Raw genomic sequence first — 19,100 nt, forward strand, 5'->3', positions numbered from 1 at the left:
ACCGAGGGGGTGCTCATTGCCAATGGCGGCGGCACAGGCTGAAAGCTGCCAGGCTGCCAATGCCGGGGCATGAGTGCACAATACTTGCCGCGCGCAGGCAGGCCAGCATTTGACGGCCGGGGGCCGTCAGGGACTCCCGGCCGCGGTCGTTGCGTCACACGGTGCATTCTTTCATGCCACAGGCCGCATCCTTCAAGCCATGTGCGGCGGCAGACCGCCGGAGGCCTTTGTGCATCCCGTCTTTGAAAAAAACTCTCTTGCCTGTTATGTTCTGAGCGCTTCCGCGTTGCCTTTGGCACGGCGGCTCAAATCGCTGCTGGCCGGAAAGCCCTGGACTGTGCCCAGGGGGGGCCGTCTGGCGGAATGTCAGATATTCGCGCCAGAGCGCTTTTGTCCCGCAGACGCGCAGGCTTTTACACGGCTGGGCGAACTGCTTGCATCAACCTACAGGCAGCATGCCGCGCACGTTTTTATTGGAGCCACGGGTATTGCCGTCCGCGCTCTGGCCCCCCTGCTTGTGCACAAAAGCGAAGATCCGCCGGTTCTGGTGCTTGATGGCGCGGGCGGCTTTGTCATCAGTCTTCTTTCCGGCCACTGGGGCGGCGGCAATGAACTGGCCCGCCATGTGGCAAAGCTGCTCCGGGCTATCCCGGTCATTACAACGGCCTCCGATGTCGCGGCGGAAGGGGATGCTGCTCCGACTGAAAACGTAAGGCCCGCCGCGCCCTCCGGCCATAAGCCCCATGAAGCCGCCCATCCCCTGGCTCTTGATCTTTTTTTGCGCGAAACAGGGCTGCGCATTGTGGACTGGCAACGCTTGCCACGCGCGCAGGCCGCGCTGTTGGAGGGCGACTGTCTGGAAGTATGGGACCCTTGCAATGCGGTGCCCGCGCATCCTTCGCTCAGGTCCGTTGCCTGCGAGGCCGAAGCGGCCGCGCCGCCGCCTGCCTTTGTGGCAACCAAGCGCGAAGCGCATGCGCCGCCCCGCCTGGTTGTACACTGGCGTCGGCTGCCGCTTTCGGAAGGCTTGCTGCGGGTGGCTGTACCGCGTCTGTATGTGGGCTTGGGCTGCCGCAAGGATCTGCCATCGGGAATGGCGCTGGCGGCTTTGCGTGAGTTTTTTGAAGTTCACGGGCTGGAGCCGCAGGCCATAGCCGCTTTGGGCACGGTGACCGAAAAATTGAAGGAACCTGCCCTGCGCGAGCTTGCCTTTCGACTCGATGTGCCCCTTCTGGGCTTTGATTCCGCCCGCCTGGCCCAGTGCCCGGTGCCCAATCCCTCAGAAGCGGCGGGGCGGCGCTTCGGCCAGCCGCCGTTCAGCGTGTGCGAGGCTGCGGCCCTGCTGGCCGCCAGTAAGGAAAACAGCGTGGGCGAAGCGCGGCTTCTGGTGTGCAAGGCTATTTATCAGTCACAGCTGACCATTGCCGTGGCTCTGGCCCTTGAAGCAAAAAATACCGTTGCCGACCCTGAAAAAGATACTGAGAAAGAGTAGGTCATGACTCAAGCTGCCAGCCTTCACGTGGTGGGCCTTGGCCCCGGCCATGCCGACTGTCTTACGCCACAGGCCCGCGCCGTTCTGGAGCAGGCCGACTGTGTGGCGGGCTATCATCTGTATATGGATCTGGTCCCGCCGGAGCTGCTTGAAGGCAAACAGCGCATCAGCACGGGCATGCGGCATGAGACTGAACGGTGCGAGGCGGCGGTGGATGCCGCCCTTGCAGGGCAGACCACGGCCCTGGTCTGTTCGGGCGACCCCGGCATTTATGCTCTTGCCGGGCTTGCTCTTGAAGTGCTGGAGTCACGGGGCCTTGTGGGCATCGTTCCCTTTGGCGTAGTGCCGGGGGTGCCTGCCGTATGCGCTGCCGCGGCCCTGCTGGGCGCTCCCTTGACGCACGATTTTGCCTGCATCAGCCTGAGTGATCTGCTCACGCCGTGGGAAACCATTGTCAAAAGACTCACGGCGGCCCTTGAGGCCGATTTTGTCTGCGTCATCTATAATCCCCGGTCCAAGGGCCGCCCCGGCCATCTGGACGCCGCCCTGGCTCTGGCCCGCCGTTTTCGTGAGCCGCAGTGCCCTGTGGGCCTGGTGCGGCAGGCCTACCGTCCTGAACAGAGCGTGAGCGTGCACAGGCTGGACAGCTTTGATGCAACACAGGTGGACATGCTTTCACTGCTGATTATTGGCAATAGTGAAAGTAGATCGCTTGGGTCATATATGCTCACACCAAGGGGATATGCACGCAAAAGGCAGTCATGGACGGACAAATAACTTGAAAATGTATTTCATGGCGGCCATTGACACGTTGCCATGCTGGCCGTAAGCTCGCAACAATTCTCATGTGTCGTTTTTTTCTACCATGGAGGACTGTCGTGAAAAAAACTCTTGCTCTTACCTGTATGTTGGCCCTGCTCTTTGCCGTAAGCGCTTGGGCCGCCCCCGCCGTGCCCGATAAACCGCTGGAGATCAAAGGCTCTCAGAAAACCGTCATGTTTCCCCACGCGCCTCATGCCAAGGTGGAATGCGTGACCTGTCACCACCCTGTTGACGGCAAGGAAAGCTTCGCCAAGTGCGGCAGTTCCGGCTGTCACGATGACCTGACTGGCAAAAAGGGTGAAAAGAGCCTGTACTACGTGATCCATACCAAAACCGGTCTCAAGCACACCAACTGTATGGAATGTCACACCAAGACCGTGGCCGAAAAGCCCGATCTCAAGAAGGACCTCACCGCTTGCGCCAAGTCCAAGTGCCATCCGTAAGCCAGGTACTTGTTCCGGCCCTGTAGTGTCTTTTATGTTGAGTTGCCCGGGCGTCCGCGCAAACTGACGCCCGGGCAAAGGATGTGTGCGGCTTCGCCCGTGCACGCAGGGGTAGCCTGACCCCGCTGACGGAATCGTCTTGGGCAGGGCGGCGTTGCCGCTGATGAAGAGGCACGGCGTTTGCCGGCAAGGCCATGTGCCGTGCCGGGCGCGGTGCAGCCTTTGGGAACCGTATTCCCAAAGAGCGGCATCCCTTTTGGTCGGGCCCATATATAAGGCGGCGCAAGCAGTGCTTGCGCCGCCTTTTTGCGTACGGCCCACCAGACAAAAGCATGTTCATTCTGAAATGCTTTGTTGGGGAGAAGGATTTGTGAGAGGAAATGCTTTGTGGGGGAGGGACCCTTTTGCAAAAGGGTCCCTCCCCCACGCCCCCACCCCCTAAAACTTTTTTTGTATTTTAGAGCAATTTCATAATGAAATTGCTCTGGCGGATGCGGGAGCAGACGCCCGCCACGGAGGCGTAAGCGCAATTTATTTGCGCTGTTAAACGCCGAAGTGAGCGTGCCTCAAACTTTGAAAATGTATATTTTCAAAGTTAATTTGCTCTAGGGGCTGTTTCTAAATAGTTCATTGCAGCCAAACAAGGCACGCGGCCAGCATGACTGACGCTTTAAAGGTTACGGCAAGCTTATCGTATCGAGTTGCAACTCTGCGGAATGATTTAAGCTTGGCAAAGAAACATTCAACAAGGTGGCGCTCTTTGTACGCATGGGCATCGTACTCTCGGTGTTCCAACCTGCGCGGAACCGGAGGGATAACCACTTCGTGGCGTTGGCGTTCTGCCAATGCGAGCAGCTTATTGGCATCATAAGCTCTGTCTGCAAGAAGTTTGTCTGCCAATAAACCTTCAATCAGGTCACACGCGGGGACAATGTCATTTACATTGCCCGCAGTGAGATGGATGCGCAAAGGGTTGCCCAGTGCGTCAACGACAGCGTGGATTTTGGTGGTTAATCCACCTTTGCTGCGCCCGATCTCCTGATTGAAGTGCCCCCTTTTGCGCCAGTACCGTGTTGGTGTAGCTTTATAAAAGTAGCGTCAATAATTATGGTTTCAGGGTCTGCGTTTATGGACAACATGCGAAGAATCTCGTCCCAGACCTCAAGCTTGGCCCATTCCAGGAAGCGTTTATGCACTGTATTCCAAGGCCCAAACTCTGGATGCAAGTCCCGCCACGGTGCGCCTGTTTTCATAATCCACAGGATGGCATTAAACATCAGGCGGTCATCCTTGCGCTTGCGCCCTCTCGTCTCAGTGCCAGCCTTTGCCAACATAGGTCCGATTATGGCCCACTTTTCATCTGAAATATCGTGTCTGCTCATGGGAAGCAGCAAAACAGCAGATGAATGAAAAGTCTAGAATTTATTTAGAAACAGTCCCTAGAGCATTTTCACGTTGAAATTGCTCTGGCGGCTGCGTGAACAGACGCCCGCTGCGGGGGTTCATTACAAAAATACCCCGGCAAAAGCGGTGCTTTTGCCGGGGATCGCAAAAATAGGCCGGGTTGGAGGTTTAACCTTCCTGGCACTTCTTTTTAAGGGCCTCGGCAATGGTCTTGCCCATGTCGTGGCAGGCCTTGAGAACGTCACGTTCGGGCCGCCAGTTGCACTTCACAGGCTCCACGGGCATGTCCATGTGCATGTCGGTCAACTGTTCATGCAACTGCTTGGGCGCTTCGCCAGACCAGCCGAAGGAGCCGAACGCGCCGCCTATGCGGTTCAGGGGGCGCAGTCCTTTCATGTAGGTCAGCTGGGCGGCCACCAGGGGCAGAATGGTGTTGTTGTGCGTGGGCGACCCCGCCAGCACCGCGCCGCAGTCTGCCAGCTCCGTCATGACGGTGCTGTGGTGGTTGCTTTTGACAGACATGATGCGCGTGGGAACGCCATTTTCTTCCAGACCGCTGCATATGGCGTAGGCCATGGTTTCCGTGGATTGCCACATGGTGTCGTAAAAGATGAGCGCGCGCTGCTGCGGCTTTTGTTCGGCCATGGCGCGGTACATGCCGATGATGTCGCGGACGGCCTTTTCACCACGATGGATGAGGCCGTGGTCGGGCGCGATCATGTCAATGTCAAGCTGCTCCACAATGGGCAACGCCTTGAGCACCATGGGCGAATAGGGCAGCACGATATTGTAGTAGTACTCCTTGACGCGGCGCTTGTATTCGCCATCGTCGCCGAAGTCGTCCACAAAACGTGCCGAGCTCGCGATGTTCTGGCCGAAAATATCATTGCTGACGAGCAGCTTTTCTTCGGGAATGTACGAGACCATGCTGTCGGGCCAGTGCAACATGCGCGTTTCCTGAAAAACGATGGTGCGCTTGCCCAGGCTGATGGTGTCGCCGCTTTTGACGGCCTGCACGGGCCAATCCTTGCAGGCGAAGTATCCCGCCAGCGATTTGAGCCCGGCCTGAGAAACAAAAAGCTTCTCGGGCTTGCACCGCTCCATGATGACTTCAAGAGAGCCGGCGTGGTCCAGTTCAAGGTGGTTGCAGACGACGTAGTCGATTTTTTCAGGATCAAGCACCTTGGCCATGCGGCACAGCAGGGTGCCTTCGCAGCCAGAGGCCACCGTGTCCATCAGAACATTTTTTTCGTCTTTGATAAGATAGGCATTGTACGTGGAGCCGTCCGGGGACCGGGAATATCCGTGGAAGTCCCGGTGGTCGTAGTCCACGTAGCCTATCCAGAAGATGTCTTTTTTAATCTCAACAGGTTGCATCTGTTTTCTCCGGAATGATGGGTCTTCCCATTTACGAAAAGCCCCGCTTTACCGCAAGCAGCGGCAAAGCGGGGGAAAATACAGTAAAAGACCGAGGTTAGGCCGGGCTGAACTGATCCTTACTCACCCCGCAAACCGGGCAGCACCAATCGTCGGGCAGCTGGTCGAAGGGCACATTGTCATGTTCGGCGGGATCATATTCATAGCCACAGACGGTGCAAACATACTTCTGCATTGAAATCCTCCTGGGGAAATGGCGCGGAATCCCGCGCTTGGTAACGTGTTAATGAAACCTAGTTTTCAGCCTTCCAGTGACCATGCAAATTGCAGAATTCGCGGGCGGTCACCTTGGAGGCGTCGATGGCAAAAAAGGCCTCGGGCGCGTCGCCGGGCTTGAGGAACTTTGTATAGCTTCTGCCGTCGGCCAGCAGTTCAATCCACTCAATCCAGTGCTTTTCTTCCATGGGGTGAGGCACGCTGCCCACTTTCACCAGATAGCCGCCGTCAACCTTTTCAATGACGGGAACATGCTTTTCCATGGCGCCGTCAGTGGCACCCTCTACCATAAGCTTCATGGGCTCGCCACAGCAGACGATGTCGGCACCGCCGCCATGCAGAACTTCAACAATATTGCCACAGTGGGTGCACTTATAAACTTCCAGATGCTTGGGCATGGTTTCCTCACAGACGTTTAGGCCTATACGGCCTTGATATAGTTTGCCGCCAGGCAAGCCGGGCGGGGGCCATACAATCGCGTATGCGCTCTCATGGCCCCGGATACCGATAATATTGTGTAAGAAGTCAGGGCCAAAGTAAAGCATTTTTATAAAAATTAGTAATTATTATCAAAAAGGGGAGGCGGCAGTCCACCATCCTGTTTACTCAATCAGTCGCACAGAAAACGGCCTGACGCAAGAGCAATTTCATATTTGAGATTGCTCCTGTTGCGATTGTTCCTGCTGCTAGGGCGTGGGTTGCGGCTGCACTTCCGCGGGAGGTGCTTCCTCCCGGGGCGTCGGAGCGGGGGGCTGGTCTTGCGGGTCGGCTTTTTCCGCGTCGGGGGCGGGCGCGTCAGGGGCGGGCGCGATCCGCACGGCACCCAGCACGTTGGGCAGCAGGGCGCGCAGGTCGCCAGTCACCAGAAAACCTGCCGGGCCCATGCCCGCCAGTTCATGCTGCCAGTGGGCTGAGCGCACCAGCAGACCTGCCTGGCCGCCGCCTTCCACATACATGACGGTGCGCACGTTGAGGGGCAGGTGTAAAAGCTGCTGCGCAAAGGCGTAGGCTTCCACCGGCTGACGGCAGTGCAGAAAGAGAATGCGGCCATCGCCGTCCTGTGCCACGGCGGAAATGGAGTAGTGAGGGCCGCCGGGCGACCAGAGGATACGCCTGTCGGCGCTGGTCATGCGGTAGTTCTGGATTACAAGGCGGTACTGGCCGATGTGCTGCTCCCACTGCGGGTCGTCACGATCAACAATGGCGGCTCCAGACAGGCCCGGCAGGGTGGGGCCGGCCACAAAGAAAGCGCCGAAGCGCTGCACAATGCGCCTGTTGTTGAAGTGCTCGTCCTGCTTCATATAGCCCGTGCTTGTGATGCCGTCGGGCAGGTACATGCTGGCGTTGATAGCGGCGGAAAGATTATACTGCTCGGCCCACTGGTTGAGCGAGCGCAACGGGCCACCGTCCTGGGAGCGGGCGCAGAGTATGAAATTAAAGTAGGCCGGATCAATGCGCAGGGCCGTCAGCAATGCTTCATTATCGTTGAGGCGGAACTGGCCGAAATCAAGACCGGGCTCCAGTTGCCGCCAATCGGGCTTGCCTTGCTCGTCAACGCCGGCGGAAGACGGCGCGGGCGCGGCCACGCCGGGTGCGGGGGAGTAAACGGGAGTGTTGGCGACAGCGGCAGGCGCGGAAGGGGCCGCTTCGGGGAGGGGGTTTTGCGCCACGCCGGGCGCAGCGCCGGCGTTGGCAGTCCCGGTATTGGCAGTATCCGTTGTGGCGGCGCCGGCTTCAACTGCTCCGGCCTCGGCTGCACCAGTATCGGGGCCGGCAACTTTGACCAGGGGAGCTTCAGGTCGCGTGTTCTGGGCCGCGCTCACATGGGGGGCATGCCAGAGCAGCAGGGCTGTCAGGGTACAAAGGGCGCAGGCCAGTCGAAAGACGCGACCTGAAAGGAAGCCTTGCATCCTGCCGTGGCAGGCGGTGTGCGGGCCCTGGCCGCACTCAAAAATGCCTGTATGTATTTTCATGGTATGCCGCTCGGGGGCTTATACGCCCGGCTTGCCCCTGAATTACGACCAAGCCGGCCATTTTGCAAGGCTCCCCGGCCTTTTTTCTTGACATATCAACTTATCTAGATATACACATAAATAAGTCGGCCCCGCAAAAATTGGCCGCATTCCCGCAGTACACAAGGAGTTGCAGCATGCACATCGGAGACAGCATCCGCGCCGCGAAGAAGCCATTTTTCTCACTGGAATTTTTTCCTCCGTCGGATGAGGGAAATTTGCCCGGCTTTTTTGAAACTGTGGAGAGGCTGCGCGCTCTGGACCCGCTGTTTGTTTCCGTCACGTATGGCGCAGGCGGCGGCAAGCAGCGTAATACCCTTGCCGTAACCGCGGAGCTGGTCCGGCGCGGGCTGAGCACCATGGCCCACCTTACCTGTGTGGGGGCGGAGCCTGAGACCATCGCGGCCTACCTTGCCGAATTGCGAGCCGCCGGTGTGGACAATGTGCTGGCCCTGCGCGGAGACCCGCCCGCCGGGCAGGAGTGGGACTGGAACAAGGGATATTTTCGGCATGCCTCAGACCTCGTGGCCTTTGCCCGCTGCCAGCAGCCCTATATGGGTATCGGCGTGGCGGCCTATCCCGCGCCGCACCCCGAATCGCGCTCCATCGCGCAGGACCGCCTTTACACTGCGGACAAGATGCGCAGCGGAGCGGATTTTGCCGTAACCCAGCTTTTCTTTGACGCGCGGGAATATGCGGACCTGCTGGAACATTTGCGGGGCAGGGGTATTCACACGCCCGTGATCCCCGGCATACTGCCCATCCAGAGTTTTGACTCGCTGCGGCGGGTGCTTTCGCTTTGCGGCGCGAACATTCCCGGCAAGCTCTACCTTGACCTTGAAAGCGCCAATGCCAAAGGCGGTGCCGAGGCCGTGCGCGAAGTGGGATTGGAATTTGCAGTGCGCCAGATACGTTTTCTGCTGGAAAACGGAGCTCCAGGCATTCATCTGTATACATTGAACAAGGCAGAAATGTGCCTGAGGCTGGCTGAAGAGTCGGGGCTTTTGCAGGCGTGACGCACACCTTGGGTCGGCGCTGAGCCGGGAGCAATTTTTCGTAACATTGCCCGGCGTCTGCATGAACAGGCGCGCGCCGTAAAGGCGTACGCGCTGGAATCCCGCGCTGTTGCACGCGCAAGCGGCGTGTCAAAGCTTTGCGAGTGCCCTTCACAACGCTGATCTGTTCCAGGATTTCGGCGCGGAGTTTTGGCTCTGGCGCAACACTTCGGTCCCTGGCGTACACCGTCGGGGACCGCTTGTTTCCGTTGACCGGAGCGGACGTCCGGTATAGCTTCGCAAGCTGTGCTGGCGCGTATGACAAAAATTTTCTGCCACGTTTCTGACTCGCAGGGTCGGGATGCTTGCGGATCGGATGTGCCCGCGCCTCTCGGCGGAACCGTACTCGGGGCGGCATGGGCGCACAACGGCGTGGGGCGCGCCGGATCATGGTTTTACAGCTTTGTGCATAGTGCTCATGCCATCCCGCTTTCCGCATGGGCAGCCCGCTCGCCGTGAGGCAGCCGACGGACTCATGGGCGCCATGGGTGGCGACCGTTTGTCTGTTCCCGGCCTGCACAGTCCTGCCTGTGCGCCGTCATACGCGCACAGCGCTGGCAGGGCTGTTTCTCAAGCTGGCCCTTTCAATTCTGTGGTGGCGCTGTATTGACCTGTTCCATACCCGGAGATACTGTTTTTCTATGTCATCCTCCATCGAAAAAGGCCATGGTTGGCTGCTGATTGCGGTCTGCACCTCACTTTTCTGCATGCCCTTCATGATGGCTGGCGTGAACGCGGTTTTGCCGCCCATTGGCGCGGACCTGAAAGCCAGCGCGCAGGAGCTTGGGCTCATGGGCGCTTTTTACGCCATGGGACTTGCCGTTTTTCAGCTTGCCAGCGGCAGTCTTGGCGACATATGGGGGTACAAGCGCATCTTTATCTGGGGAACCGCCATTTTTGCGGTCAGCGGGGCTTTGCTGGGCTTTGCCTCTTCAGTGGAAGCCTTTCTGGGGCTGCGTCTGGTGCAGGGCATGGGCGGGGCCATGTTTAATGCCTGCGGTCTGGCCTTGCTGGCATCGGCCGCGCCTGCTGGCAAAAGAGCCATATATCTCGGGTACAGCGGTTCGGCCGTGTATGCCGGCATTGCCTGCGGCCCGCCGGTGGCTGGCTTTGTGGCAGGCTGGCTGGGTTGGCGCTGGCTTTTCTGGGGCAATGCGCTCACTTCGGTGGCTGTGCTGCTGCTCATGAAGTACCGCGTCAACCTGGACTGGCGCACGGCCGAGGGACGCCATTTTGACTGGGGCGGTTGCATCATTTACGGCCTGGCCATGACGGCCCTGACCTTCGGGTCGTCGGAGCTGGCGGCCTATCCGGTGATGGCGGGCTTTCTGCTGGCGGCTTTTGTCATTCTGATGGTGCTGTTCTGCTTCAAGGAACTGCGCAGCGAGTTTCCCCTCCTTGATATCCGTCTGCTTGCGCGCAACCGGGTGTTTGCCCTGTCTTCCCTCGCTGCCTTTGTCAACTACAGCTCATTTTTCGGCGTACTCTTTTTCTTCAGCCTGTATCTTCAGTTTGGACGCGGCATGACCGTGCAGCAGGCTGGCATGTTTCTGGCCATGCAGTCTCTGGTGCAGGCCACTACCACCCCTCTGGCCGCCAGACTGTGCATAAAGTTCGACCCCGGCCATGTGAGCGCCGTGGGCGTGGGGCTGTGCGGTCTTGGCCTGCTGGTTTCGGCCTTTCTTGCCGTGGATTCGCCCATTGGCCTGTTGCTGACCGCTCAGGGACTGCTTGGCGTGGGTATAAGTCTTTTTGCCCTGCCCAATACCACCATTATTCTTGAAAGCGCCGGGCGGGAGCATGTGGGGCAGGCCTCGGGCCTCACCGGAGCCGTGCGTACCGGGGGCCAGCTTGTGAACATGGTGGTCATTACCCTGACCCTGGGTTTTTATTTGGGCGACAAGCCCGCAGGGCCGCATACCATTGACGCCTTTATGGCCAGCATGCACCTTGACCTGGTTATCTTTGGCATACTGAATTTGCTGGCCGTGGGCTGTGTGCTTGCGCGTAACCGCAAATAGCGCGGTTTAGAGCATTTTCACTTTGAAATTGCTCTGGCGACTGCGTGAGCAGGCGCCCGCAGCGAAGGCGTAAGCGCAGCTTCAGCCGTTGCCCGCAGGGCTTACGGATGAAGACAGCACCGCTATTTATTTGCGCTGTTAAGCGCCGAAGCATGCGTGTCTTAAACTTTGAGAATGTCCATTCTCAAAGTTAATCTGGTTTAGAGCAATTTCACTATAGCCTGCTCCAGGCCACGAAAAAACGTCGCGGGCGGGAAGGGAAAGTCTAAAGTTTTTTGGCGGGAGGCCGAACAGGCAGTAAGGACGGAGACATTCATGGCCGATGCCAATTCCGCGAAGCTGCGCATGATGTTACAAGGGTATGAACAGCAACTGCTGGCTGCCCGGCGTCTCGCGCGTTTTCGGGTTCGCATGAGGCTTGCCCATGGTGATGCGCCGGATGATCCGGATCCGGCCGCGTACAGGCGTGCTTGCGTTGAAAAAGTGGCGCGCGAACTGTACGAGACGCTGCTGTTTACAGGCAGCGACAATCCTGTGGTGGAGGATATCCGCCATGAACTGGGCAAGGAAGTGGGGCAGAAGGTACGCTTTACCTATCCCCCTGGCCAGAAATTGCACATCGTGGGTGAGGGCCCCGAAGGTATGGAGCCGTTGCCGGAAGACGTGCAGCGGAAAACACGGCATGCTCTGTGGCGTATTACCCGTGATACCGTTGACAAAAGCATGCTGGAAGAGCCGTCAAGAACCGAAGGTTTTGTGAAGCCAGTGGCGCAGAGCGGTGCGAAAGCGCCCTCAACGGAGTAGGAAATGGAAATCAAGAACACGACGAACAACTTTTTTGATCCCTATGCCGCCGGGCTGGACAAAAGCACCGAGGCCAGAAACGAGACCCGCCTGAAGACGCGTGCGGAAGGAACCGGCACGGAAGCGTCCCAGGGGGATACGGTGACTGTTTCGCAGGATGCTCTGCTGCTGACAGAGGCGCGTCGCGCGGCCCAGAGCGCGCCGGATGTGCGTTCCGAAAAGGTGGAGGCCCTGCGCATCCAGGTAGCCAACGGAACCTATAAGCCGGACAGCAAGCTTATTGCCGCCAACCTTGTGAGCGAAGAGCCGGGCCTGTTTCAGAAATAGGGCAGAGCGCCCTTGAGATTTTTTGATGTTTGAAGACGCCCGCTTCGGCGCGTACCAGTGGGGATACGCGCGCTATTGTGTCGTGGTGAGCGTCTTTTGACGTAGCGACCAGAGCGATTTCATTTTGAGATCGCTCTGTTTTTTTATTTGGGTTGTCCGGGGCGGGCAGAGGGGGGGCGGCGCAAGTGCTTCAGGGGGAATAAAGCCGGATCCGTCCTTTGAGAGGTGGCTTGTGCGACCTGCGGGCACGGGAGCTTTTTTGTATTGTTGTGTTGTTTTGGGCACCTGCGCGGCGGGCGGCGATTCCGAATCGCTCCTGGGATGTGGCTTGTCGCTTGACTGAACTGCATGTGCCCTGCGGGCACGGCGGCTTTTCATTTATTTCGTTTTGGCCGCCTGCGCGGCGCGCGGCAAGGCGGGGCCGGTTATGGGGCTGCGCCCCCTTCTCGGCCCCCCTTGCATCCCCCCCGAAGCACCCCGCTGGGGCTTTCCCATTTCCGTCATTCCACGAGGGCTGCGCGGCTACTACTCCGGGAGCTTCCTCGCTTCGCTCGGCGATCTCCCTGCGCGCCGCGCAGTGCCAGCGAGCGCTTATGCGCTGGAGAGACCGGGGAGGGCGTTCCGTTATGCCATTGTTGGCCTTCGCGCCGAATAAGAGGTGGATGAAGGCGTCTCAACAAACTGCCTCTGGAGTCCGCCTCGGATCAGAAAACTCAGTGCGCTCTGTGACATTACACTAAGAGTTTTAGGGGGAGGGGGCGTGGGGGAGGAGACCCTTTTGCAAAAGGGTCCCTCCCCCACAAAGAATTTCAAAATGAGCTTGCTCTGAGCTTTGCTACCGCGCCATCAGGGCAAACACGCCCCACCCGAGGTATTCACGGCTGCAGGTAACGTAGCGCGATGCAGTGCTTCCTTGGAAAAGGCGTGCGACGTGGGCATTGTGGGGCATCTTGAGGGCAGAAGTAAATTTTTAGTATTTTATATATAAGTGTAATTGCAATAAAAAATCCCTCTGACATGGGCAGAGGGATTGTATCTGGTTGCGCTGTACAGTCTTGCCAGTCTGGCAGGCTGACCTGATGCGCCCTGCGCCACAGGGTGATCATGAAATCGTGCCAATGCACGAGGCATCGTAGGGTGTCGTCATGGTCAACCATCGTCAGGCGTCGCCAATGGGCACGCCCCAATGCCGGGCCGCTAAAATTTTGGTGGGCCGTCTTCCAGAGCTTGAGCCAGTTCGCGCAGAGCAGACAGGCTTTCTTCCGCTTCAGTAGGGCTCAGCGTGTGCAGGGCAAAGCCCGCATGCACAATAACATAGTCGCCGATGTTGGGTTCTTCGGGCAAAAGCATGACTGACGCGTTCAAAAAAGTCTGGCTTTCACCCACGCGAACGCGGGCCATACCTTCACCAAAAAGTTCTTCAATACGGGCGGGAATGGCAAGACACATAGGTACCTCTTGTCAGGCAGATAAACACTGTTGCGGTTTCGGCAAGCCCTGAGGCGTCCACAAGCCGCCGCAAGCTGAAGGAAATGCAGCTTACCAGCCCGGACAGGAGTAGGCAAGCAGCCGGGGCGGAAGATCTTTTTGACCAAATCATTTTTGTTTGTGGGCGAAGATGCGTCAGACACCGCGAGGTACTTGCGAATCCTTGACTTTAGGCGTCTCTTTGCCCAAACTACAGTGATTTTTCTCACCGCTAATGACATTTTTTCTTGCGACATCAGTGCCGGGAGCCCCAATGAGTGATTATAAAAAAACGCTGAATTTGCCCCAAACCGCCTTTCCTATGAAAGCCAATCTGGCCCAGCGCGAGCCGGAAACCCTCAAGAAGTGGGAATCCATTAATGCCTGTGCCGCCATGGTGGAAGCTTCGGGCAGCAAGGGAACCTACATCCTGCATGACGGCCCGCCTTACGCCAACGGGCACATTCATATGGGCACGGCGCTGAACAAGATTCTCAAGGACATTATCGTCAAGTCCCGCAACATGGCGGGCTATACCTCGCGCTATGTGCCCGGCTGGGACTGCCACGGCCTGCCCATCGAACACAAGGTCGAGCAGGAACTCAAGGAAAAGAAAAAAGAACTTCCGGCCCATGTGGTGCGCAAGCTTTGCCGTGAGTATGCCTCCAAGTGGATTGACGTGCAGCGCAAGGAATTCAAGCGCCTGGGCGTGCTCGGCAACTGGGAAGATCCCTACATGAGCATGAAGCCCGCCTACGAGGCGGCCACGGCTGACGAACTGGCCAAGTTTGTGGCCACTGGCGGCGTGGTGCGCTCCAAAAAGCCCATTTACTGGTGCTGCTCCTGCCATACGGCGCTGGCCGAGGCAGAGGTGGAATACTATGACCACACCTCGCCCTCGGTCTATGTGCGCTTCGCCCTGCCCGACGAAGGGCTCAAAAAGGTCTTTGCCGCCGCAGATCCTTCCCGCGCGCATGTGGTCATCTGGACCACAACGCCCTGGACTCTCCCCGACAACATGGGCGTCTGCCTGCACCCCGAATTTACCTATGCCCTGGTGGAAGCCGCTGGAAACCAGTATATTCTCGCCGAAGAACTGCTGAAATCCTGCGCCGCCACTCTTGGCTGGAGCGACTACACCATCCTTGACCGCGCGCCCGGCGCGAAATTTGAAGGCCTCAAGGCGCGGCACCCCTTCTATGACAGGGATTCGCTTGTCATTCTGGGCCAGCATGTGACCCTGGACGCGGGTACGGGCTGCGTACACACCGCGCCCGGACATGGCCGCGAAGACTATGAAGTGGGCCTCAAGTACGGTCTGGAAGTCTACTCACCCATGGATGACGCGGGGCGCTTTTTGCCCAGCGTGGAATTTTTCGCTGGCCTGAATGTTTTTGAGGCCAATCCAAAGGTTATTGAAAAACTTGAAGAAGTTGGCGCATTGCTGCAAAAGGCCAAGATCAGGCACTCCTACCCGCACTGCTGGCGCTGCAAGGAGCCCGTCATTTTCCGCGCGACCACCCAGTGGTTTATCAGCATGGAAAAGAACGATCTGCGCGGCCGCGCCCTCAAGGCCATTGACGAGCAGGTGCGCTGGATTCCCGCCTGGGGCCGCGAACGCATCCATAATATGGTGGAATTCCGCCCCGACTGGTGCATCTCGCGCCAGCGTCAGTGGGGCGTGCCCATCATGGCCCTGCTGTGCGAAGACTGCGGCGAGGCCTGGAACGATCCCGACTGGATGCATGAAATGGCCGCGCGCTTCGCCACCCACCCCACAGGCTGCGACTACTGGTACGAAGCCGATCTGAAAGACATCGTGCCCGAGGGGCTTGCCTGCCCGCATTGCGGCGGCAGCCACTGGAAGCGCGAAACCGACATTCTGGACGTGTGGTTCGATTCCGGCACGAGCTTTGCCGCCGTACTGGAAAAGCGCCCCGAACTGGGCTTTCCGGCTGACCTGTATATGGAAGGCTCCGACCAGCACCGGGGCTGGTTCCACAGTTCCCTTCTGGTCAGCGAAGGCACGCGGCGCTGCGCGCCCTACCGCTCCGTGCTCACCCACGGCTACGTGGTGGACGGCGACGGGCGCAAAATGTCCAAATCCATCGGCAACGTCATCGCGCCGCAGGAACTTATTGAAAAATTCGGGGCTGAAATCGTGCGCCTGTGGGTTTCTTCCGTGGAATACCGCGAAGACATCCGCATTTCGGATGAAATCCTTGGCCGCCTTGTGGACGCTTACCGCCGCATCCGCAATACCTGCCGCTTCATCCTCGGTAACCTGAACGACGTTTCCGCCCAGGATCTGCTGTCGCTGGACAAACTGGAGTCTCTCGACCGCTTCGCCCTGGATGTGGCCGGTCGCGTGCACGAGCGTGTGCAGCAGGCCTATATGGATTTTGATTTCCACAAGGTTTACCATACCCTGCACAACTATTGCGTCACCGACCTTTCGTCCGTGTATCTGGATATTCTTAAAGACCGCCTCTATGCTTCGGCCCCGGCCAGCCAGGAGCGGCGTTCGGCCCAGACCGCCCTGTGGCACATCCTGTGCCTGCTGCTGCGCGACATGGCCCCGGTGCTGTCTTTCACGGCCGAGGAAATATTTGCCCATCTGCCCGAGAGCCTGCGCGGCCCGGAACTCACGGTGTTTGCCCTGCCGCCCCTGGAAGCCGCGCCCTACCTTCTTGACGAAGGGACGCGCGACGACTGGAACGTGCTGCTGGCCGTGCGCGGCGCTGTGACCAGGGCCATTGAGCCCATGCGTCGCGAAGGCATCATCGGGCATTCGCTGGACACGCGCGTCACCCTTTTTGTGGCCGACGAGCTGCGCCAGCGGCTTGAGGGCCTGCATACCGACCTGCGCGCCGTGTGCATTGTGTCGCAACTGCATATGGAAGCTCTGGACCGCGCGCCCCAGGCAGCGTATCAGGATGAAGAGGTGGCGGGTCTTGCCATTGGCGTTGAAAAGGCGCGCGGCGAAAAATGCGAGCGTTGCTGGATCTACAGCACCGAGCTTGGAACCGATCCCGCACATCCCGCCTTGTGCCCCCGCTGCACGGCGGTTATCAAGGCAATGGAATCCTGAGGATTATGCGCAGACGCTACCGTATTCTCGGGGGCATGGCCCTGCTGGCACTGGCGCTTGATCAATTGAGCAAGTATATTGTCATGCAGACCATACCGGAGCACAGGTCCGTGCCGGTGATCCAGGGGCTGTTTGACCTTGTGAACATACGCAACCGTGGAGCGGCCTTTGGTTTTTTGAACCGCTCCGATATCGAGTGGCAGTTCTGGCTGTTTCTCGTGGCAACGGCAGTGGCCGCCTGGGCCATATTCATGCTGGTTCGCAGCTCGCATGAAGACCCTTGGCTGTTCGCGGGACTGGGGCTGGTTCTGGGCGGGGCACTGGGCAATCTGGTGGACCGCGTCCGCTTTCGGGCGGTTGTGGACTTTTTGGATGTCTATTGGGGCGACTGGCACTGGCCTGCCTTTAACGTGGCCGACTCGGCCATCTTTGTGGGGGCTGCCCTGGCCTGCCTTGCCATGTGGCGTCAGCCTTCCGGGGTCGGGGACAAAACGGGCCGTAACGCCGGAAAAACCTCCGGCAAGGGAGGTAATGCCGCATGATGTTTCACTGGTGGCATGTGGTTCTGGTGATGATTCCTATGATCCCCACGTTGTGGAGCATTATCCACATCTGGGGGCATGAGTTTCCCACACCGCAGCAACGGGCGCTGTGGCTCGTGCTGGTGGTTTTTTTACCGGTTATCGGCGGTATCATCTATATTTTCACAGGGCGTAAAAAAGCTCTGGGAAAAGTGCAAATTTGAAAAAGAGGATATTATGCGCACATTCCGTACGTTGTGCTTTGTCACGCTGGCTTGCGCTGCTCTGCCGCTGAGCGCCTGCGTATCCGGCGGCAGCTCCAGCGGGGGCAGCCTCAGCCTTGAACAGCAGGTGCAGCAGCACGATGTGCAGCTGCGGCAGATGCAGCCTTCCCAGGCTGACGCCTGGAATCAGATTCAGGCTTTACGGCAGGAACTGAACACCATGAAAGGGCAGATGGATGACCTTAACAATGCCGGCGGCGCGCGTGCCCTCGTGGATCGCGTGAACCGGCATGACGAGGCCCTGCGCCAGGTTGAGCGCAGCATGGCGCTGAACCTGAACCTTGGCGAAGCGCCGTCCGCCACGTCCGCCGCCACGCCTGTCGCCCCCATGGGTCAGGTCGCGCCTTCCACCCAGACGGCGCTTCAGACCCCCAGCTACGGTCAGCCCTCCTATGGCCAGCCCGCCTACGGTCAGGCTGGCGCTGCCGGTTCCGTGGCCGCCGGTTCCCCCGGGTATGCCTCGGCCGTGCCCGAAGGCGTGCAGCCTTACGGCGGCCAGACAGCCGCCGCAGCTCAGGCTTCCGCTGCGGCTCCCGCCGCCAGCACCTGGGGGCAGCCTTCGCCGCAGCCGCAGCCGCAGGTGCAGGCTCCGCAAAAGGATATCTCGCTGGCGCTCTACGACGCTGGCGTCAATGCCTATAATGCCCGCAAGTATGACGAAGCCCAGCGCTCCTTTGCGGACTTTCTGAAAAACTACAAGAGCCATAACCTGGCCCCCGAGGCGCAGTTCTATCTGGCCGAGTGTTACTTCCAGCGCAATCAGTTCGCGGACGCGGCCCTCGCCTATGACAAGGTCATCAAGGACTACCCCAAGTCCTCCAGCGCGCCCGGCGCTTACCTCAAGCAGGGCATCAGCTTCAGCAAGCTCAACCAGGGCGCCGCCTCCAAGGCCCGCCTGGAAGAACTCATCAAAAAGTATCCCAATTCGCCCGAAGCGGCCCGCGCCAAGAGCTTCCTCAAGACCAACAAGTAAGTTCCCCATGCCGCCGCGCCGTGCTTCGGCGCGGCGGCTTTCTATTGCCTTTCCCCAACAGCGCCCCAGGCGCAAAGGTACACGCATGAGCGACAAAAAGGCCGAACCCGCCGTGTACAGGCAGTTGAGCGCGGACATGCGGCAAGGGCTCAAGGACATCTACCAGCAGATTTCAACAGCCTCGCAGAACAAGCCTCTGACCGACGCCGACACGGATGCGCTTTTTCATGAAGCCACCGCCCAACTGGCTGAAGTGCTCAAAGCCACGGAAAGCGCCACCATGTCAATTATGGAAGTTGTGGAACGACATCTTGACTTGCAGGCGCAGAATACTGAACTCCTGGCGGCGGTGCGCGAGGGCAGAGCGTCGCAGGGGCAGATTTCGCGGCTCGAAAGCAATAACTCCCTGCTTGGCGACGATCTCACCGGCCTACTGACGGCCCTGAGCTTTCAGGACATCACGGGGCAGCGCATCAAGCGGGTGGTGGCGGCGCTGAACAAGATCGAAAACACCGTGGTGGAACTGTATATTTCTTCGGGCCTCATCATGGAAGGGGCGGAAAAAGACCCGAACAAGGATACGGAATCCCTGCAGACCGAGGCCCGTAAAGCTGTGGAGGATTTTCGCCAGCACCGCAAGAAAGCCGATGGTCTCAAAGGCCCCGACGCAAATGGCGTGTCGCAGAGCGCCATTGACGATATGCTCAGTCAGCTTGGCATGTGACACGCCT

Annotated in this window: 18 protein-coding genes and 1 pseudogene; 13 read left to right on the forward strand and 6 right to left on the reverse strand. The window is 58.9% G+C overall.

The window, feature by feature from the left end:
• Positions 1 to 229: 229 nt before the first annotated feature.
• From ACZ5DH_RS14880 to ACZ5DH_RS14890, 3 genes are all read left to right on the forward strand, one after another.
• Entirely contained in the window at positions 230 to 1,492 is a 1,263-nt protein-coding gene (locus ACZ5DH_RS14880; RefSeq protein ID WP_464255018.1) for a cobalt-precorrin 5A hydrolase, read from the forward strand.
• A 3-nt stretch (positions 1,493 to 1,495) separates the two neighbouring features.
• Entirely contained in the window at positions 1,496 to 2,269 is a 774-nt protein-coding gene (gene cobJ, locus ACZ5DH_RS14885) for a precorrin-3B C(17)-methyltransferase (protein WP_464255019.1), read from the forward strand.
• Between the two features lie 101 nt (positions 2,270 to 2,370).
• A complete protein-coding gene (locus ACZ5DH_RS14890) occupies positions 2,371 to 2,757 on the forward strand; it encodes a cytochrome c3 family protein (RefSeq protein ID WP_464255020.1) in 387 nt (128 codons plus the stop codon).
• A gap of 627 nt (positions 2,758 to 3,384) precedes the next feature.
• Here the strand turns inward: ACZ5DH_RS14890 and ACZ5DH_RS14895 are convergent.
• The 5 genes and pseudogenes from ACZ5DH_RS14895 to ACZ5DH_RS14915 all read right to left on the reverse strand — a co-directional run.
• Positions 3,385 to 4,112: pseudogene (locus ACZ5DH_RS14895) on the reverse strand (IS5 family transposase); the annotation flags it as partial.
• A gap of 217 nt (positions 4,113 to 4,329) precedes the next feature.
• The gene (locus ACZ5DH_RS14900; protein WP_464255021.1) at positions 4,330 to 5,538 is read right to left on the reverse strand and encodes an FprA family A-type flavoprotein; all 1,209 of its coding nucleotides are present in this window, start codon (positions 5,536 to 5,538) and stop codon (positions 4,330 to 4,332) included.
• Between the two features lie 97 nt (positions 5,539 to 5,635).
• Positions 5,636 to 5,773: a rubredoxin gene (locus ACZ5DH_RS14905; RefSeq protein WP_179979990.1), complete on the reverse strand. Its 138-nt coding sequence runs from the start codon at positions 5,771 to 5,773 to the stop codon at positions 5,636 to 5,638.
• Positions 5,774 to 5,831: 58 nt separating this feature from the next.
• Positions 5,832 to 6,212 (reverse strand): desulfoferrodoxin, encoded by a 381-nt coding sequence (locus ACZ5DH_RS14910; protein WP_464255022.1) that lies wholly within the window; start codon positions 6,210 to 6,212, stop codon positions 5,832 to 5,834.
• A gap of 288 nt (positions 6,213 to 6,500) precedes the next feature.
• Positions 6,501 to 7,787 carry a phosphodiester glycosidase family protein gene (locus ACZ5DH_RS14915; RefSeq protein ID WP_464255023.1) on the reverse strand — a complete coding sequence of 429 codons (1,287 nt, stop codon included), beginning with the start codon at positions 7,785 to 7,787 and terminating at the stop codon, positions 6,501 to 6,503.
• Between the two features lie 176 nt (positions 7,788 to 7,963).
• Here ACZ5DH_RS14915 and ACZ5DH_RS14920 point away from each other — a divergent pair, with 176 nt between their 5' ends.
• From ACZ5DH_RS14920 to flgM, 5 genes are all read left to right on the forward strand, one after another.
• Positions 7,964 to 8,842, forward strand: a complete 879-nt coding sequence (locus tag ACZ5DH_RS14920) for a methylenetetrahydrofolate reductase (RefSeq protein ID WP_464255024.1) — start codon at positions 7,964 to 7,966, stop codon at positions 8,840 to 8,842.
• Between the two features lie 297 nt (positions 8,843 to 9,139).
• The gene (locus ACZ5DH_RS14925; RefSeq protein ID WP_464255025.1) at positions 9,140 to 9,340 is read left to right on the forward strand and encodes a hypothetical protein; all 201 of its coding nucleotides are present in this window, start codon (positions 9,140 to 9,142) and stop codon (positions 9,338 to 9,340) included.
• Between the two features lie 182 nt (positions 9,341 to 9,522).
• Positions 9,523 to 10,902, forward strand: coding sequence for an MFS transporter (locus tag ACZ5DH_RS14930; protein WP_464255026.1), 1,380 nt, complete (start codon positions 9,523 to 9,525; stop codon positions 10,900 to 10,902).
• A 315-nt stretch (positions 10,903 to 11,217) separates the two neighbouring features.
• Entirely contained in the window at positions 11,218 to 11,706 is a 489-nt protein-coding gene (locus tag ACZ5DH_RS14935) for a DVU0524 family FlgM-associated protein (RefSeq protein ID WP_464255027.1), read from the forward strand.
• 3 nt (positions 11,707 to 11,709) lie between these two features.
• Entirely contained in the window at positions 11,710 to 12,033 is a 324-nt protein-coding gene (flgM, locus tag ACZ5DH_RS14940) for a flagellar biosynthesis anti-sigma factor FlgM (RefSeq protein WP_464255028.1), read from the forward strand.
• A gap of 1,197 nt (positions 12,034 to 13,230) precedes the next feature.
• Here flgM and ACZ5DH_RS14945 read toward each other — a convergent pair.
• A complete protein-coding gene (locus ACZ5DH_RS14945; protein WP_464255029.1) occupies positions 13,231 to 13,482 on the reverse strand; it encodes a HypC/HybG/HupF family hydrogenase formation chaperone in 252 nt (83 codons plus the stop codon).
• 292 nt (positions 13,483 to 13,774) lie between these two features.
• Between ACZ5DH_RS14945 and ileS the strand changes: the two genes are divergently transcribed.
• The 5 genes from ileS to ACZ5DH_RS14970 all read left to right on the forward strand — a co-directional run bounded on the left by ileS (position 13,775) and on the right by ACZ5DH_RS14970 (position 19,093).
• Entirely contained in the window at positions 13,775 to 16,591 is a 2,817-nt protein-coding gene (gene ileS, locus ACZ5DH_RS14950; protein ID WP_464255030.1) for an isoleucine--tRNA ligase, read from the forward strand.
• A gap of 2 nt (positions 16,592 to 16,593) precedes the next feature.
• Positions 16,594 to 17,133: a signal peptidase II gene (lspA, locus tag ACZ5DH_RS14955; protein ID WP_464256571.1), complete on the forward strand. Its 540-nt coding sequence runs from the start codon at positions 16,594 to 16,596 to the stop codon at positions 17,131 to 17,133.
• Positions 17,130 to 17,336, forward strand: coding sequence for a PLDc N-terminal domain-containing protein (locus tag ACZ5DH_RS14960; protein ID WP_464255031.1), 207 nt, complete (start codon positions 17,130 to 17,132; stop codon positions 17,334 to 17,336). The genes lspA and ACZ5DH_RS14960 overlap by 4 nt, the downstream gene beginning before the upstream one ends.
• A gap of 13 nt (positions 17,337 to 17,349) precedes the next feature.
• A complete protein-coding gene (ybgF, locus tag ACZ5DH_RS14965) occupies positions 17,350 to 18,369 on the forward strand; it encodes a tol-pal system protein YbgF (protein ID WP_464255032.1) in 1,020 nt (339 codons plus the stop codon).
• 85 nt (positions 18,370 to 18,454) lie between these two features.
• Positions 18,455 to 19,093, forward strand: a complete 639-nt coding sequence (locus ACZ5DH_RS14970; RefSeq protein ID WP_464255033.1) for a protein phosphatase CheZ — start codon at positions 18,455 to 18,457, stop codon at positions 19,091 to 19,093.
• Positions 19,094 to 19,100 lie beyond the last annotated feature (7 nt).

This window comes from Desulfovibrio simplex, from assembly GCF_055387835.1.